Annotated in this window: 15 protein-coding genes; 9 read left to right on the top strand and 6 right to left on the bottom strand. The window is 36.0% G+C overall.

Annotated elements, in window-relative coordinates; all coding sequences use genetic code 11:
- Positions 1-72 precede the first annotated feature (72 nt).
- The 6 genes from AACZ41_RS04010 to AACZ41_RS03985 all read right to left on the bottom strand — a co-directional run bounded on the left by AACZ41_RS04010 (position 73) and on the right by AACZ41_RS03985 (position 5,993).
- Positions 73-699 carry a hypothetical protein gene (locus AACZ41_RS04010; RefSeq protein ID WP_339626769.1) on the bottom strand — a complete coding sequence of 209 codons (627 nt, stop codon included), beginning with the start codon at positions 697-699 and terminating at the stop codon, positions 73-75.
- Positions 700-1,235: 536 nt separating this feature from the next.
- Entirely contained in the window at positions 1,236-1,685 is a 450-nt protein-coding gene (locus tag AACZ41_RS04005) for a cytochrome c oxidase assembly factor Coa1 family protein (protein WP_339626767.1), read from the bottom strand.
- Between the two features lie 42 nt (positions 1,686-1,727).
- Positions 1,728-4,037 carry a DNA topoisomerase 3 gene (locus tag AACZ41_RS04000; protein ID WP_339626765.1) on the bottom strand — a complete coding sequence of 770 codons (2,310 nt, stop codon included), beginning with the start codon at positions 4,035-4,037 and terminating at the stop codon, positions 1,728-1,730.
- A gap of 129 nt (positions 4,038-4,166) precedes the next feature.
- A complete protein-coding gene (locus AACZ41_RS03995) occupies positions 4,167-4,562 on the bottom strand; it encodes a hypothetical protein (RefSeq protein WP_339626763.1) in 396 nt (131 codons plus the stop codon).
- 66 nt (positions 4,563-4,628) lie between these two features.
- Positions 4,629-4,988, bottom strand: a complete 360-nt coding sequence (locus AACZ41_RS03990) for a hypothetical protein (RefSeq protein WP_339626761.1) — start codon at positions 4,986-4,988, stop codon at positions 4,629-4,631.
- A gap of 318 nt (positions 4,989-5,306) precedes the next feature.
- Complete coding sequence (locus AACZ41_RS03985; protein ID WP_339626759.1) at positions 5,307-5,993, bottom strand: GNAT family N-acetyltransferase; 687 nt, start codon at positions 5,991-5,993, stop codon at positions 5,307-5,309.
- A gap of 341 nt (positions 5,994-6,334) precedes the next feature.
- Between AACZ41_RS03985 and AACZ41_RS03980 the strand changes: the two genes are divergently transcribed.
- The 9 genes from AACZ41_RS03980 (at position 6,335) to AACZ41_RS03940 (ending at position 16,551) form a co-directional block, all read left to right on the top strand.
- The gene (locus AACZ41_RS03980) at positions 6,335-6,469 is read left to right on the top strand and encodes a hypothetical protein (RefSeq protein ID WP_339626757.1); all 135 of its coding nucleotides are present in this window, start codon (positions 6,335-6,337) and stop codon (positions 6,467-6,469) included.
- Positions 6,470-6,472: 3 nt separating this feature from the next.
- A complete protein-coding gene (locus tag AACZ41_RS03975; protein ID WP_339626755.1) occupies positions 6,473-6,907 on the top strand; it encodes a (4Fe-4S)-binding protein in 435 nt (144 codons plus the stop codon).
- A gap of 24 nt (positions 6,908-6,931) precedes the next feature.
- Positions 6,932-7,819, top strand: a complete 888-nt coding sequence (locus AACZ41_RS03970) for a sugar phosphate isomerase/epimerase (RefSeq protein ID WP_339626752.1) — start codon at positions 6,932-6,934, stop codon at positions 7,817-7,819.
- Positions 7,816-8,979, top strand: a complete 1,164-nt coding sequence (locus AACZ41_RS03965; RefSeq protein ID WP_339626750.1) for a mandelate racemase/muconate lactonizing enzyme family protein — start codon at positions 7,816-7,818, stop codon at positions 8,977-8,979. Before AACZ41_RS03970 ends, AACZ41_RS03965 begins: the two co-directional genes overlap by 4 nt.
- Positions 8,980-8,982: 3 nt before the next feature.
- Complete coding sequence (locus AACZ41_RS03960; RefSeq protein ID WP_339626748.1) at positions 8,983-9,477, top strand: VOC family protein; 495 nt, start codon at positions 8,983-8,985, stop codon at positions 9,475-9,477.
- Positions 9,470-10,432, top strand: a complete 963-nt coding sequence (locus AACZ41_RS03955; RefSeq protein ID WP_339626746.1) for a hydroxyacid dehydrogenase — start codon at positions 9,470-9,472, stop codon at positions 10,430-10,432. The genes AACZ41_RS03960 and AACZ41_RS03955 overlap by 8 nt, the downstream gene beginning before the upstream one ends.
- A gap of 6 nt (positions 10,433-10,438) precedes the next feature.
- Positions 10,439-11,731: a Zn-dependent hydrolase gene (locus tag AACZ41_RS03950; RefSeq protein WP_339626744.1), complete on the top strand. Its 1,293-nt coding sequence runs from the start codon at positions 10,439-10,441 to the stop codon at positions 11,729-11,731.
- 77 nt (positions 11,732-11,808) lie between these two features.
- Entirely contained in the window at positions 11,809-13,362 is a 1,554-nt protein-coding gene (locus AACZ41_RS03945; protein ID WP_339626742.1) for a M20/M25/M40 family metallo-hydrolase, read from the top strand.
- A gap of 36 nt (positions 13,363-13,398) precedes the next feature.
- The gene (locus AACZ41_RS03940) at positions 13,399-16,551 is read left to right on the top strand and encodes a glycosyl hydrolase (protein WP_339626740.1); all 3,153 of its coding nucleotides are present in this window, start codon (positions 13,399-13,401) and stop codon (positions 16,549-16,551) included.
- Position 16,552 lies beyond the last annotated feature (1 nt).

Raw genomic sequence — 16,552 nt, 5'->3', positions numbered from 1 at the left:
AATTGAAAATATCTTCAAAACTATGTTGCTTTTGCGAATTTCATACGGACTAAATACAAGTTTATAAACCTGCTATTTATAGTCCGTATGATATTCAAATTTTAGGATTTCTCTTAACCTTAATAAGTCAGGTTTTTCAGGATACTCTTTTAAAAGCTTATTCAATTGTTCTTTTGCTTCAGTACAGTCTTTAACCTCAATCTCACATCTATAACAGTAGGCAGAAGCAAGTCGATAATTTATGTCATACTCTTTTGGAAAAACTTCAAGGGCTTTTTTATACTGATATATGGCATTGTACCACTTTCTTTTTGCCAGCCATTGATCCCCATCAGCTATTAATTCTAAGTATTGGTCTGTTCTATTCTTCAGCTCTATTTGTTGCGTTTCACTGTTAAAAATAATCATATCTTTAATTATGATAGAAATTAGAAGACCTATAAACATAAGAGATGCAGCGAATAATCCAGCGGTAATGTAATCCTCTTTTCTTCTTTGTTCAAGTACTTTTCTACGAATTTCTGCTAATTCTTTCTTTGTTGCTTTCTTGATATTAATTTTACCTTCTGCAGCCTTTAAATATTCTTTTTTTAAGTTTAAAAAGGAATTTTCCGGCCGAAAAAGTCTATTCCTTCTGAGTAATTTTTTATTATTACTCAAACTGGTTATCATTCCTTGAATACTCCCTCCTCCAGCCAAATTTTTTTTATTTATTGTTCTATGTACTTATGTAAGGTGTCTTAACCTATTGTATGTAAAACGTTCTTTATTAACCATAATACAAATAATTTATGGTTTCTTATATAGCTTAAATTATTTGTGGCATTCGAAACAACCTTTCTTTTTAGAAAAAACTGGAATAGGAATAGCAAATAGCATAAAGTTTACCATAGATATTTTTCAATTAGTACACTTAATTTTAGAATCGAAATAATCTGTTCTTATATCTGGGTGTTCACTTATTATGCTCTTTGCTTTTTCAAGATCAACTTTATTTACCTGATGTTTTATTCCTTCCAAAACATTTGAGTAAAAATTATGCACTTGAATTTTCATTTCGTCTTACAAAAACCATTCAATACTAAAAGCCTCTAACTTGCTTTTATCAATTATATCATGTGGAAAAGTATATGTTGTAAAATAATTGGTTGTTTTATCCTTTATTTCAACGTTTAGGAATAAGACATAATTTGCTAACTCTACTACATTGAAACTTTTAAATCTTATGCAAATAGTTAATCAATAGATTTTATAATTGGTATCACTTCTCTATTTTCTGGAGGATTCTTAATTCTTACGTTGATTTTATTATACACCCATGAACCATTAATCCACTCTGCTGAAATATCAAGCATGGCCTTTCCATTTTTTCCAAATATCTTAATCGTGGATTCCACGAATTTATTATCATTTGAATAGTGTATCGCCCCATTCAAAATAGTCATCTTTCCCATAGGTTCAATTTCACCCAATACTTCTCTAACCCTACTATTGCTTTTCACTTTCTCCATCGGAATTGCATAAAGACTAGAATCGGCATAAGCTTTTCCATAATCGCCAAAAAGACCGATTAAACCAGATGATGACCATAGAAATATATATAAAAGAAAAATTAAGAGCACTGGCACAAACCATTTCCAATTCCTCTTAAACCAATTATTCCTAATTATCAATTCATTACTCATTGACTCATTTCAGTTTATACTTTTACAGGAATGCCAAAACATTTAGTTTTCTCTAAATATGTTAAAAACCAATTCTTTGGTCAATTGTTGTCCTTTTGCTTTTTCACGAACGGATTCGTAACTAAACCTAAAATCGCAACCCGTTTTATATTCGCTACAACCATAAGCTGTTTTTCCTTTAATAATAGTTCCTTTTTCACATTTTGGACAACTATTTTCTTCGGATGAGCTTGTCGAATCGGGAACATTTTTAGCGTTTAACTGCTTTTTAGGTTCCAATTTTAGTTTAAAATTTTCATCAAGTCTAACAAGTCCTTCAATAGCGGCATTATGAACCTTAAAGCCTTTTAAATTTACGGTCGACCCTTTTTGCAACAATCTTATATATTGTTTTTCTGAAATGGTTTTACCTTCAAAAATGAACGGAATAATAAAATCGCAGTTCTTTTTAAATTCTGAACAACCATAAGCATTTTTTCCTTTAAGAATAGACCCATTCTTACATTTTGGACATTTTTCGGATGCTATCCCTGAAGTTTTTTTAGCTGCTTTTTTCTTTGTACCAACAGGCGTATTATGTACTGCCGAAATATTAGCTTTTTTAGTTTCACTTCTAACTTCATATACCAAACGATCAACCATTTGTTTCATTTGTTTAATAAAACTTCCGGCATTAAACGTTCCTTTTTCAATGTCTTTTAACTGTTTTTCCCACTTACCTGTAAGCTCGGCAGATTTTAATAATTCATTTTGAATGGTATCTATTAATTGTATGCCGGTATCGGTAGGCACTACTTGTTTTTTATTTCTTTTTATATATTTTCTACGGAATAAAGTTTCAATAATATTAGCACGTGTAGAAGGGCGGCCAATACCGTTTTCTTTCATAATTTCACGAAGTTCATCGTCGTCAACCTGTTTCCCTGCTGTTTCCATTGCGCGCAGCAGTGAGGCCTCGGTAAATTGGTTTGGTGGTTTGGTTTGCTTTTCTAAAAACGACGGTTCATGTGGTCCTCTTTCACCTTTTTTAAATGTTGGTAACATTCCAGATTCCTTAGACGAAGAATTTGGAGTTTCAAAAACAACACGCCAACCTTTTTCTAAGATCTCTTTTCCAGTAGTTTTAAACTTTATTTTTTCAGCTTTACCAATAACCATAGTATTCGAGACTTTACAATCTGGATAAAATACAGCGATAAAACGGCGTACAATAATATTGTAAACCTGTTGCTGGTTGTATTGCAAATTCATTTGCTGCCCGGTTGGTATTATTGCGTGGTGATCTGTTACTTTACCATCATCGAAAACTTTTTTCGTCTTCTTTAACTTTTTTCCATGCAGAGGCGCTGTTAAAGCTGCGTAATTGGTTAATTTTTTTAGTATTCCAGGTACTTTAGGGTATACATCATTTGGTAAAAACGTGGTGTCAACTCTAGGATACGTAACTACCTTTTGTTCGTATAGTTTTTGGACGATCTTTAAGGTTTCATCAGCGCTAAAACCAAACTTAGTATTACAATAGACTTGTAAGCCAGTTAAATCAAATAGCTTTGGGGCATATTCATTGCCTGCCTTTTTTGTAGTAGAAACAATTTCAAAATCATATTCTTTTACAATTTTCGCCAACTTCTCTCCATCTTCAACTTTAAGAAAACGCCCTTCTTCATAGCTAAATAAAATATCGCGATAAAGCGTTTGCAATTCCCAATACGGTTGTGGTTTAAAATTCTCTATCTCCTTAAACCGGTTAACTAACATAGCTAATGTTGGTGTTTGCACACGACCAACAGATAATACCTGCTTGTAACCACCATGTTTTAAAGTGTACAAACGTGTTGCATTCATACCTAAAAGCCAATCTCCAATAGCACGAGAAAAACCTGCATAATATAAATTATCGTAATCTGCAGATGGTTTTAAGTTTTTGAAACCTTCTTTTATGGCTTCGGTTGTAAGCGAAGAAATCCAAAGCCGTTCTACCTTGCCTTTGTAATTCGCTTGATTTAAAACCCAGCGTTGTATTAATTCTCCTTCTTGCCCAGCATCACCACAATTTATAACAACATCTGCTTTATCGAATAATTGTTTTATAATTTTAAACTGTTTTCGAATACCAGCATCTTTTGATATTTTGGTTTCAAAATGTTCTGGTAGCATTGGTAAATTGTTTAGATCCCAACTTTTCCAATGCGGCTTGTAATCGTTTGGCTCCTTAAGCGTGCAAAGATGTCCAAAGGTATACGTTACAGCGTATCCATTGCCTTCATAATACCCATCACGTTTGGTGGTAGACCCAAGAACGGAAGCAATTTCTCTCGCTACAGATGGCTTTTCGGCAATACAGACTTTCATTTTTTCTATTTAAAATTTAAAAAATCGAAGTAAGTTGTAGACTGTTTAGTTATTCGCTATCTATTAATCCTTTTTTTGAACTTTGGAAAACAAGTAATAACTAGCTAAAGATATTATATTATAAAAAGTTCAATCTGCCGATTGAATGATTTTTATTCCATCAAAATAATTTCCTGCTTGCAAACCGATTTTTAGAGTCCTTTCAGAATTGGTTTGGTTTTCGAACATTGTGATACTTATTTCCGTTGCGTTTTTCCTTTCCAATTTAAAATCCGGATTTATTATAACGAAATTTTTAATTGTAGTGTCCGTATCACTAAAATCATAAGTTTGGCCTTTATCCGAATATATCTCTGAAATCCACCACCCCTCTCCTTCCGTCGTAATTATTGCGCTATTTTGTTTGGAGTCGAATTGAAATTCTTTCTGGGAAAGCTTAATGTTGTCATCCCATTTTCCAATTTCATCATTAGAACAAGAATAGCTAAGCAGTAGTATAAGAAATACAATAAATAGATTTTTCATGCCGTTTAGTCTGCTGCTATTAAGAATTGATTTTTGAACTTTTTTTAAAAAGATTTAAGCCAATATTTAAAGAACTTTGAAAATTTGGAGATAAAATTGTGAAGTAGTATCGATTTCAAAAATTCTCATTTTATGAATTCCTTTTGGCTCATAAACAGGCATTTTAGAATTACCGGAAACTGGTAGTGGATAGTTTATTGAACCAACTGCAGCTGAATTTTCAACTATCTTGACAAGATTCGAATAGGAATCAAAATTATTCTTCCTTGTTCTTTTTCCAATGATATACGGTGTAGTTGCAATAGTGCTCCAGTCATATTTAAGCAATCGATTATCCTCCTTATCAACAGTGTTTGTTGAATCTTGTGATTGCATCATGTAAATTCCAAACAGTGCGATGATGCTTAAATAAAATGATTTTTTCATATCGAAATATTTTTATTATCGTAAGTTAATAAATGACAATCCTTTAATTGAGCTTTAAATTTAAAATCTGATAGAGAAAAATTTGTTATTGACTTTATATTCAAAATTGGTAATATTGATGATTATATAAATGAATGTGTTAGCCAGAATAATTTTAACGATGTAGCTAAAAGACATGAATTTGTAATTTAATTCTTGTTATCATTCCCTTTCTCTATACTTCCAACCTTTATTGGTCTTATATGTATTAAATTACCGCAATGAGGACAAGCAAGCTCATTATCCCATTTTAAGCGCTCATGCATGAAATTGGTTACATTATTTTTTACGATACAACCACCAATTCATATCTCTTGTTAGTTCAAAACCTAATTTCTCATAAAGAGGAATTGCTTGATTTCCTTTGTTTGTATGTAAAATAGGCGTTTTATTTTCTTTTAAAATTTCTTTTGTAGTATGGGCAATTAGCTGTTTTGCCAATCCTTTTCTCGTATAATCAGGATGCGTTACAACGGCGCTTACTTCTATAAATTGATTCGTTTGCATTCGTTGACCGGTTATCGATACTAATTTACCGTCCTTAAATATGCCAAAATATTTACCCATTTCATAAGTTCTCTTCCTATAATAACCAGGCATCACCAACCAAATTAAATCATAAATCTCATCGATAAATTCATGGTCTAAAAGCACAATGTCTTCGAATATTTGAACTTCAGTTAGCTCATTCAAAACCATCTGACATCCATCAATTTTCTTCTCTAAGAAGACTTTATTATCATCTATAATAGGTGTTTGATTCTCTGAAACAAAAAAGAAATGATCCGTAGTTTTTAAATATTGATTTGAAGCTTTGGCCGTTTTAGTTTCATCTAAGAAAGAACCAAAGGTACAGACCTCTGGGTTATAAAATTGAACTCCATCGAATTCTACAATAAATTTTTTATGAGTCTCATTTAAGGAATGCCACACCGGGTTTTTAAGTTGTTCTTCTAATGCTATCATTAGAATAAATATAAAAAAGATTAAATGAGAATGAATCGTTAATTAAAACTTTAATAGCAACCATCCTGTTTTAATAATCAATTCTGCTATATCTACATCAAATACATATTCTAAGGAGCAAATTCAAAATCCATTACCAAACATTCTTGATTACCTGTTTCAATTCTACTATTATTCTCATAAAACTCCTTTAACAATTTAATCAATATATCAGTTGAAGCTACGTACAAGCTATTAAGTTCTTGAACATTAAAATGACAATTTTTAACAATTCGATGTACACTTAACTATCAAAAGAAACATTTTTTCCATACCTTAAAACTTCTAAAATTTTATTTGCTATGGAATTGAATTTGGTAGATATAGAACGAAAAGTTTTAACCTTAATTCCACCATGTCCTTTTGTTGCCCTATATTTAAAAAAGCATCTGGAATGGAAAAAAATAGTAATGCAAGGTGTTAACATCGGTCAATAAATCATGGAAAAAGAAATTACCAAAGAATACGCTAAAGGTGAGTTCATAATTGTTTGGAAACCAAAAAAATGCATCCATTCAAAAGTATGTGTCCATACCCTTCCCAAAGTATATAAACCAACTGAAAAACCTTGGATAACTCCTGAAAATTCTGCTATCTCAGACTTAAAATCACAAATTAACAATTGCCCAACTGGGGCTTTAACCTATTACATAAAAAACGAAATGAACGAAGAAAAGGAATCAACTGAAACAAATGTTACTCAAATTATTGTTGCTAACAACGGCCCTTTAAAAATCAAAGGTGATTTAGAAATACAATTGGCGTCTGGAGAAATAGTTGCCAAAGAAGGTACTACCGGCTTTTGTCGTTGCGGTGTTTCTGAAAACAAACCATTCTGTGATGGATCACACAGAAAAATTGACTTTGTCGGATAAGATTATAAATAGTAAAACTTACGAATGGATTTAGCCATACACAATTGGATGCGTGCAGAATCTTTGGAGCATACACTCAATAGAATTAATAAATTAGATTATACTCATATAGAAATACAGGGTGCCCCAGAAAGTTATGACACCCAAAAGGCACAATTGCTTTTAGACCTCTACGGCATAAAGTGCTGGGGATCTGTTACCCTTATGCTTGAGCAACGAAATTTATTGGCTAAAGATCCGGCTCAACGCAAAATGTCAGTTCAATATGTGAAAGACGTTGCCAAAATGGTCTATGATTTAGGCGGTTCGGTCATTTCATTAGTGCCAGCAACTGTTGGGAAAATAGTGCCCGATGCCAGACCGGATGAGGAATGGGAATGGGCCGTTGAAGGGATTCAAGAAATTTACAGATACACAGAAGACCATGGGCTGAAAATCGGAATTGAACCAATCAACAGATTTGAAACCTATTTCATTAACCGAGGCGAACAAGCTTTGGCATTGGCAGAAGCTGTTGGTCAGAACTGCGGAGTTTGTCTAGACACTTTTCACATGAATTTGGAAGAGGAAAATATGTTCAATACCATGAAAAAAGTCGGCAAACGACTTGTTAATTTTCATGTGGCCGACAACAATCGTATGGCACCAGGTATGGGACACCTCAACTGGCCTAAAATTATTAGCACGCTAAAAGAAATTGAATATGACAAAGTGCTCTCGGTAGAATTTTGTTCGCCATTAGACCGTACGCCAGCCAATCCGTATCCGAATTCAATTGAAACAAATCCCGAAGGCCTAACTGCTGAACAAAAGAAGTTTTTAGAAGACCATGGTAGTTCTGCCGTTACCGATGAGTTTTACACCATGCTTACCAAAAAATCAATCGACACCTTAAAAGACCTTATTAAATGAAAATTACCAATGTAGAAGCGTATTGGTTACGTTGCCCTATACCAAAAGAGAAACAACACTTCTCTGATTATGGCTTACTTACAAATTTTGATATGACCTTGGTCGTAGTTACTACCGATAGCGGACTACAAGGTTTTGGAGAAGCAAAAGCAGCTGTTGGATCATCAGGTTCATGTGCTTCAATTGTAAGCTGCATTGAAAATGAACTTAAACCACAATTGATAGGTAAAGATGCCCGAAACATATCTCGAATATGGGAACATATCTATAATGGAACAAGAGACCATTACTCGCTTTCTCGCGGACGAAAATTCCCGATTTTAGGTAGAAGAGGATTAACCATTTCTGCCATGAGCGGAATTGATACAGCACTTTGGGATATTAAAGGCAAAGCCTTGGGTGCACCTGTAGTTCAATTACTAGGTGGAAGTTGCCGTGATAAAATGCCAGCTTATGCAAGTGGTGGCTGGGCAAAAGCAGATGCCATTGGCGAACAATTATTAGGCTACACCTCAAAAGGATTCAGTGGTGTAAAAATGCGCGTTGGTATTATGGACCAAACCGTTGCCGAAAGTATTAAAAGGGTAATAGCAGCAAGAGAAGCGTTGCCTGACCATATTAAATTAATGACTGATGCACATGGTACTTTTAGCGTACCAGAAGCCAAACAATTTACAAAAGGGGTAGAAGATTGTAATTTATACTGGTTTGAAGAGCCCATAAGTCCCGATAACAAAATCGGTACTGCAGAAGTACGTGCAAATACCTTTATACCTATTGCAGCTGGGGAAAGTGAATACACCGCTTTTGATATACGTGATTTAATTACAGAACGAGCGTTAGATGTTTTACAACCAGATTGTGCAATTATAGGAGGTATAACAGAAGCTATGCGTGTATCACAATTGGCACATACCTATCAGTTAGAACTGGCTCCGCATTGTTGGGGGTCTGCCTTTTCTTTTATGGCAGGACTTTCAGTTGCCTTTGCATCACCTTCAGCAAATGTTATTGAATTTTCATTAGGTGGCAACCCTATGATGTACGATTTGGTGCAAGAAAATATAACCGTGGATAAAGAAGGTATGCTCCCCGCACCAGAGAAACCAGGCTTAGGCCTTACCCCTAATTGGGATTTTGTAAAAGACTTTAAACAATAAATTATGGCAAAGGCAGTACATATAAATCACGTAGCACTCGTAGTTAGCAATTTAGAAGAAGCTTGTAAATTTTATGAAGAGGAATTGGGTTTGGAAGCTATTCCGGCATTTTTGTTCGACTACCCAACGGCATTTTTTAAATTTAATGAAGAGCAGCAATTGCACTTAACAGAATGGGAAGATACCTATTCATTTAGAGGGCATATTTGCGTACAGGTAGATGATATTAATACTATTTTCTTTCGGATGAAGGAATTAGGTGTTATTGATATTAAACCATGGGGGAAAGTACGTCAACTGCCTGATGGTGCCATTCAAATGTTCGTTCGTGACCCGTCGGGGAATTTAGTGGAATTATCTTCTGTTCCTGGCGATTACATTGATCCAAAAATATTCGAAGACGAATTGTTCAAAGAAGGAATTTATGTATCCGGAAGAAATGATTTCCGTGGTTACAAATCTAAAGACGCCACCCTTTATCATAAATCTGATGAGTAAGAACATTCTTTTATTAGAAACCGTTGCAGATGAGGCAATGCAACTATTGGAAGCTGCTGAGAATATTCAGATTTTGAAAGGTTTTGATGAAACAACGCTACAGCATCATATTGCAAGGGAAAGAATCGATGCAATAATCACGCGAGGTAAAGGTCAAGTTCGTACCGATTTAATGGGTAAGCTTACCGATTTAAAAGTAATTTCTAGATGTGGCGTAGGGTTAGATAATATTGATGTATCAGAAGCCACCAAGAGAAATATAAAAGTAGTAAACGCACCTAATTCGAACGCCGATACCATTGCAGAACATACCATCGCTATTTTATTAATGCTTCAGCGCAATTTGTATAACGCCATTACCATGGTAAAAGAGAATAGATGGGCCGATAGAGGTTCATATATTGGTGATGAAAGTCACGGTAAAACCTTGGGTATTATCGGTATGGGAAATATTGGTAGAAAAGTTGCGAAAATTGGAACATCTTTGGGAATGAACGTTGTGTATTGGAGTGCCAAAAAAGAAGAAGTCCCCTACCCTTTTTTAGATTTTGATGCACTTTTAAGCACATCAGATAGTATTAGCCTTCATCTGCCCTTGACACCAAAAACAGAGAATTTATTAAATTCTTCGGCATTTTCAAAAATGAAATCTAGTGCGTTATTAATAAACACCGCAAGAGGTGGTATCATAAACCAAAAGGAATTGTACAGTGCCTTACAGAATAAAAAAATAGCAGGTTTCGCAGCAGACGTTTTAGCACAAGAACCGCCCGATACCAACGACCCACTTTTACAATTGGATAATGTTTTAATTACTGCACATTTGGGCAGTTTAACAAAAACCACCTACACAAAAATGTGTACCATGACTGTTGATAATACCTTAGCCATTTTAGCAGGTGCACAACCTATGGCCAATTGTATTTACAATAGAAATGAATTGAGTACCAACTAGAATACTATGAAAAATTACAAAAGTCTACTGTTTATCGTTTTACTGATTAAACCAATAATTGGGCTATATGCTCAACTTACGGTTAACCAAGACCGTTTAGAAAAAAGAATAACCGAACTAGCCGAATTTGGAATTCAAGAAAATGGAGAAACAGAACGAGTAGCTTTTAGTGATGCAGATATTGCCGCGCAAAAATGGGTAATCTCGCAATTAAAAGAAATGGGCATAGAAACCCATATCGATTTCGCCGGAAATGTAATTGGTATTCGAAAAGGAACCAATGCTTCTAAAAAGCCTATTTCATTTGGGTCACATATAGACCGTGTTCCACATGGTGGAAATTATGACGGCTGTGTTGGAAGCATGGCCGCCTTAGAAGTTCTAAAGGTGCTTGATGAAAATAAAGTGAAAACAAAGCATCCTTTAGAAATTATTATTTTTTCAAATGAAGAGGGTGGTGTTGTAGGTAGTAGAGCAATTGCGGGCCATTTGAACAAAACTGCCTTTCCTGTTAAAAATTCTACAGGGTATACCATTGGCGAAGGCATGATGCGATTAGGTGGTGACACCACCAGACTTGCAGAAGTCGCACGAAAAAAAGGTGCTATCGCGGCGTTCTTAGAATTACATATTGAGCAAGGTGGCATACTAGAAAAAGAAAATCTTGATATTGGCATTGTAGAAGGTATTGTAGGTCTAAAATGGTGGAATGTTGAATTCAATGGTTTTGCAAATCATGCAGGCACCACACCTATGAATGCGAGACAAGATGCCTTATTGGCCGCAGCAAAATTTATCGTTGCGGTGAATGAAGTTGCCACAAGTCTTGAAGGCGCACAAGTTGCCACCGTAGGTAGAATTTCTGCGGTGCCGGGTGCCCCAAATGTAATTCCAGGAAAAGTTGTTACCAGTTTAGAAATACGTGACCTTTCATCTGAAGTTATTGAAAAAGTATATCAAGAAATTGAAAAACGAGCTTTAGAGATTAGTAAAACATCTGGTGTCGAAATTGAGTTTTTCGCTTTGGATACAACGGCAGACCCAGCAATTATGGACACTTCTATTCAGAAGGAGATAGAAAAAAGTATCAAATCGCTTGGGCTAAGTTATAAGTCTATGCCAAGTGGTGCTGGCCATGATGCTCAAGACATGGCATTAATTGCACCTACAGGAATGATATTCGTTCCGAGCAAAGGTGGCATTAGTCATTCGCCGAAAGAATTCACTTCCGCTTCAGATATGGCGAACGGCGCTAATGTGTTATTGAAAACTATTTTAGCGTTGGATAAATCCTTATAATTTTAATCACTTTCAGAACACTCTTTATTTTTCAATAGTATTATCTTTAGTAAAATCTAACCAAAGAACATTTTCTAATGAAAAAACTATTATGTCTTTTAGCTGTATCATTAATGCTATGCAGTTCTATTATTACTGCACAAACCCAAAAAGATATTGTAGAGGCCATTGAAAAAGAAGGTATAGAAAATTCCCAATTAGAACAATTGGCTTACGAACTAATGGACCTGAACGGGCCAAGATTGGTTGGGACTCCCGAAATGAAAACTGCTCATGATTGGGCCATTAACACCTATAAAAAATGGGGCATTTCTGCAGAAAACCAACAATGGGGAACTTGGAAAGGTTGGCAACGCGGCATCACCCACGTAGATATGGTTTCACCGCGTTTAGCATCACTTCATGCCACACAATTGGCTTGGAACCCTGGTACAAGTTCTAAAGGTGTAACTGCCTCTTTAATTTCGTTACCGAGCTTTTCAGACTCATTGGCCTTTGAAAAATGGCTACCTAATGTAAAAGGTAAAATTGTAATGATAAGCATGTTACAGCCTACAGGTCGACCAGATGAAAACTGGGAAGAATACGCAACCAAAGAATCCTTTGAAAAAATGAAAACGGAACGGGATTCTTTGGAAAAAATCTGGAGGCAGAATATTAATAATACAGGCTATACCAGTAGAAATATCAATGCGGCCTTTGAAAAAGCAGGTGCCTTAGGTATTGCCCAATCAAGATGGTCAGAAGGTTTTGGGGCGAATAAAATATTCAGTGCAGGTACCGAAAAAATTCCTGCAGTAGATATTTCGTTAGAAGATTATGGCATGTTATATCGAATGGTTGAGCATGGAGCTAATCCGCAGATAAAAATAATAGCCGAATCAAAAGATTTAGGCAAAGTACCCACCTTCAACACCATTGCAACTATACCAGGAACAGAATTCCCAGATGAGTATGTAATTCTATCGGCACATTTCGATTCTTGGGATGGTGCTACAGGTGCCACCGATAATGGAACAGGAACAATCACCATGTTGGAAGCAGCCCGTATTCTGAAAAAAGTATATCCTAATCCTAAACGAACCATCTTAATTGGGCATTGGGGAAGTGAAGAACAAGGATTGAACGGTTCCAGCTCTTTTGTAGAAGATCATCCAGAAATTGTTGCAGGTGTACAAGCTGTTTTCAATCAAGATAATGGTACTGGTCGCGTAGTTAATCTTTCAGGTCAAGGATTTCTTCATGCGTATGATTATTTAGGGCGTTGGTTAGAAGCTGTTCCTGAAGGGTATAAAAACGAAATAGAAACTACATTCCCAGGTTCACCAGGCCGTGGAGGTTCTGATTTCGCTTCCTTTGTTGCAGCCGGAGCTCCAGCTTTTTCATTAAGTTCCCTAAGTTGGGATTACTGGAACTATACCTGGCATACTAATTTGGATACATATGATAAAATCGTTTTCGATGATGTTCGTAACAATTCCATTCTAACGGCAATCCTAACGTATATGGCTTGTGAAGACCCAGAAAAAACATCCCGTGAAAAAGCGGTTCTTGGCATCAATTCCAGAACCGGAGAAAAGATGGAATGGCCAACACCAAGAACTCCCAAACGCAATGGCGGACAAGAATAAAATTTCAAAATAAAAAGACCAAAAACCAACCACAATATGAAAGCCATCAAACTTTTACTACTACTGCTCTTTATTTCTCCTCTAGCGTTACAATCGCAACGTAGAAAAAATAAGGTCACCGAACCAACAATTAAATTAGAAGATTCCCTTTTTCAAGGAATAAAATGGCGGAATATAGGTCCGTTTAGAGGTGGAAGAAGTGTTGCATCGACCGGAGTGGTCGGTCAACCGATGACCTATTACATGGGTACCGTTGGCGGTGGAATTTGGAAAACTACCGATGACGGTATTACATGGAACAATATTTCTGACGGATTCTTGAAAACTGCAACCGTAGGGGCAATTTCAGTTTCTGAAAGCAATCCGAATATTGTTATCGCCGGCATGGGCGAGCATGCCGCTAGAGGGGTAATGACCTCTATGGGCGATGGTGTTTACAAATCTACCGATGCAGGAAAAACCTGGAAACACATGGGACTTGATGAGACCAGACATATTTCTGATGTTATCATAGACCCAACTAACCCTGATATTATTCTTGTTTCAGCCCAAGGAGCACAATATGGCCCATCTTCGCAACGTGGTATTTATAAATCTATTGATGGTGGTGATACTTGGGAGAATGTTCTTTTTATAGACAATATTACAGGTGCTTCTGCACTTTCTATGGATATGACCAACCCAACAATACTATATGCTGCCATGTGGCAACATAAACGTTTTCCTTGGACGATGGAATCTGGCGGTAAAAATTCGGGTATCTATAAATCTACCGATGGTGGTGATACTTGGAAACAATTAACCGAAGGGCTTCCAAAAGAAATGGGGAAAATTGGAGTATCCGTTTCAAGAGCAAACCCAGAACGGGTGTTCGCCGTAATTGAAGCTGAAGGTGAAAAAGGAGGTGTTTATAGATCTGATGACGCAGGTAAGAAGTGGACATTAATTAATAAGGATAGAATCAATATTACACGTTCATGGTATTACATGGAGATTTTTGCGGATACACAAAATGAAAATATTGTTTACGTACTCAACGCTCCTGTAACCAAATCAATTGATGGTGGTAAATCTTTTTCTCCACTATCCACTCCGCATGGTGATAACCACGATTTATGGATCGACCCCTTAAACAACCAGCGTATGATCAATTCTAATGATGGTGGGTCTAACGTTTCCAACAATGGTGGTAAAAGCTGGAGCACGCAAGAAAATCAAAACACAGCACAATTCTATAGGGTAATCACAGATAATCTAGTTCCATATAATGTTTATGGTGGTCAGCAAGATAATTCTACAGTGGCCATAGCATCTAGAACCAATGATGGAGGTATCGATTGGAAAGATTGGTATGCAGTTGCTGGTGGAGAAAGCGCTTTTTTGGCCTTTGACCCAGACAATCCGCAATTAATTTATGGTGGCACCTACCAAGGTAATATTGATAAGTGGAATGCAAGTACCAAAGAATCTAAACCTATAAAAGAATACCCAGAACTAGGTTTGAGTATCTCACCCGAAAATGCAAAATATCGCTATAACTGGAATGCACCAATTATTACATCGCCCCACGACAGAAAAACAATCTACCATGGTGGTAACGTTGTTTTCAAATCAACAGATGAAGGTCATAGTTGGAAAACTATTAGTCCAGATTTAACCCGGAATGAAAAAGACAAACATGGACTTGGTGGCGGACCATTTACGAACGAAGCTGCAGGTGGTGAAATATACAACACACTTACCTACCTTACCGAATCTCAACATGAAGAAGGTGTACTTTGGTCAGGCAGCGATGATGGCTTGGTACATGTCACAAAAGACGGTGGTGTAAATTGGACCAACGTTACGCCAACGGGTATAAAAGAAGGTATTATTAATAGCATTGAAGTATCGCCACATGACCCAGCAACCGCCTATATTGTGCTTATGCGGTATAAGTCGATGGATTTAGACAACTATATTTTTAAAACCACTGATTACGGAACAACGTGGACGAAAATTATTAATGGAATAACTGGTGACAATACCTTTACCAGAGTTGTTCGTGAAGACAAAAAGGTAAAGGGATTACTTTATGCAGGTACCGAAACAGGCCTTTTTATCTCTTTAAATGATGGACTACTTTGGCAACCTTTACAACTAAATCTGCCAGTGACCCCTATAAATGATTTAACCATTCAAGATAATGATTTAGTTGCCGCCACAGCTGGTCGTGCATTTTGGATATTGGATGATTTGGCTTCATTCCAAAATATAAAAACACCCAAACAAGAAGTATCTATTTTTCAACCCAAAAACACCTATTTGTTTATAGGCGGGTCAAGTGACAAACCTATTCCCGGTGTAGGGAGTAATCCTAAAAGTGGGGTTACTTTTGATTATTATTTAAACCAAAAACAAGATAGTACAGAACTAAAATTAGAGGTGTTAAAAGATGGCGAAGTCATACGCACCATTACCAATCAAAAACCGAAAGATTTTAAATCATGGCCTGGGGGTCCATCTAAACCTGATGTATTACCTTCTAAAAAAGGATACAATCGATTTACTTGGGATTTTAAAAGAGAGAGTTTGCCAGCGGTTGATAAGGTTTTTGTTCTTGGTGGGCATGATGGTTCTACAGTAGGCCCAGGAGAATATAGCTTAAAACTAACTTTAGGGACAAGCATCACAGAAACTACCGTGAAAATTTTACCGCACCCGAAAGTGAAAAGTAGCCTAGCCGATTATGAAGAGCAACAAGAACTTTTAAAGACTATAGAATCCACTGTGGTCGACATACATAATTCAGTTAATTCAATGCGTTCGGCAAAGGCACAATTGAAAGATTACGCTAAACTTCTAAAAGATAATGAAATAGCTGAATCCCTATTAAAACAAGGAGATTCTTTAGTGAAACGAATTACGACTTGGGAAGAGAATTTAATACAACCCGATCAAAAAACTTTTCAAGATGTTATCAATTTTGAAAATAAGTTAAATTCACAACTATTAAATTTAAGGGGCTACATAGATGTAGTAGAACCAAAAGTTACAGCAGGCGCCAAAGTTAGATTACAAGACCTTTTAACGCAATGGAGAGCGTTTAAAACAGAGCATAGTGCCATCATTAATACAGAAATGGCAGCATACAATGAGACGTTTAGAAGTTTAGAAATTCCGGCATTAATATTATCCAATAAAAAATAGA

It is taken from the genome of uncultured Maribacter sp. (genome assembly GCF_963974015.1).
GTDB lineage: Bacteria > Bacteroidota > Bacteroidia > Flavobacteriales > Flavobacteriaceae > Maribacter.
Note: the sequence above shows the minus strand (reverse complement) of the source record. Positions and strands in the feature narration are given on the sequence as shown.

What these genes read in the sequence shown, in the direction of transcription:
- AACZ41_RS04005 (WP_339626767.1), bottom strand. Translation starts at nt 1,685, where the DNA reads ATGAGTAATGAATTGATAATTAGGAATAATTGGTTTAAGAGGAATTGG.
- AACZ41_RS04000 (WP_339626765.1), bottom strand. Translation starts at nt 4,037, where the DNA reads ATGAAAGTCTGTATTGCCGAAAAGCCATCTGTAGCGAGAGAAATTGCT.
- AACZ41_RS03995 (WP_339626763.1), bottom strand. Translation starts at nt 4,562, where the DNA reads ATGAAAAATCTATTTATTGTATTTCTTATACTACTGCTTAGCTATTCT.
- AACZ41_RS03990 (WP_339626761.1), bottom strand. Translation starts at nt 4,988, where the DNA reads ATGAAAAAATCATTTTATTTAAGCATCATCGCACTGTTTGGAATTTAC.
- AACZ41_RS03985 (WP_339626759.1), bottom strand. Translation starts at nt 5,993, where the DNA reads ATGATAGCATTAGAAGAACAACTTAAAAACCCGGTGTGGCATTCCTTA.
- AACZ41_RS03980 (WP_339626757.1), top strand. Translation starts at nt 6,335, where the DNA reads ATGGAATTGAATTTGGTAGATATAGAACGAAAAGTTTTAACCTTAATT.
- AACZ41_RS03975 (WP_339626755.1), top strand. Translation starts at nt 6,473, where the DNA reads ATGGAAAAAGAAATTACCAAAGAATACGCTAAAGGTGAGTTCATAATT.
- AACZ41_RS03970 (WP_339626752.1), top strand. Translation starts at nt 6,932, where the DNA reads ATGGATTTAGCCATACACAATTGGATGCGTGCAGAATCTTTGGAGCAT.
- AACZ41_RS03965 (WP_339626750.1), top strand. Translation starts at nt 7,816, where the DNA reads ATGAAAATTACCAATGTAGAAGCGTATTGGTTACGTTGCCCTATACCA.
- AACZ41_RS03960 (WP_339626748.1), top strand. Translation starts at nt 8,983, where the DNA reads ATGGCAAAGGCAGTACATATAAATCACGTAGCACTCGTAGTTAGCAAT.
- AACZ41_RS03955 (WP_339626746.1), top strand. Translation starts at nt 9,470, where the DNA reads ATGAGTAAGAACATTCTTTTATTAGAAACCGTTGCAGATGAGGCAATG.
- AACZ41_RS03950 (WP_339626744.1), top strand. Translation starts at nt 10,439, where the DNA reads ATGAAAAATTACAAAAGTCTACTGTTTATCGTTTTACTGATTAAACCA.
- AACZ41_RS03945 (WP_339626742.1), top strand. Translation starts at nt 11,809, where the DNA reads ATGAAAAAACTATTATGTCTTTTAGCTGTATCATTAATGCTATGCAGT.
- AACZ41_RS03940 (WP_339626740.1), top strand. Translation starts at nt 13,399, where the DNA reads ATGAAAGCCATCAAACTTTTACTACTACTGCTCTTTATTTCTCCTCTA.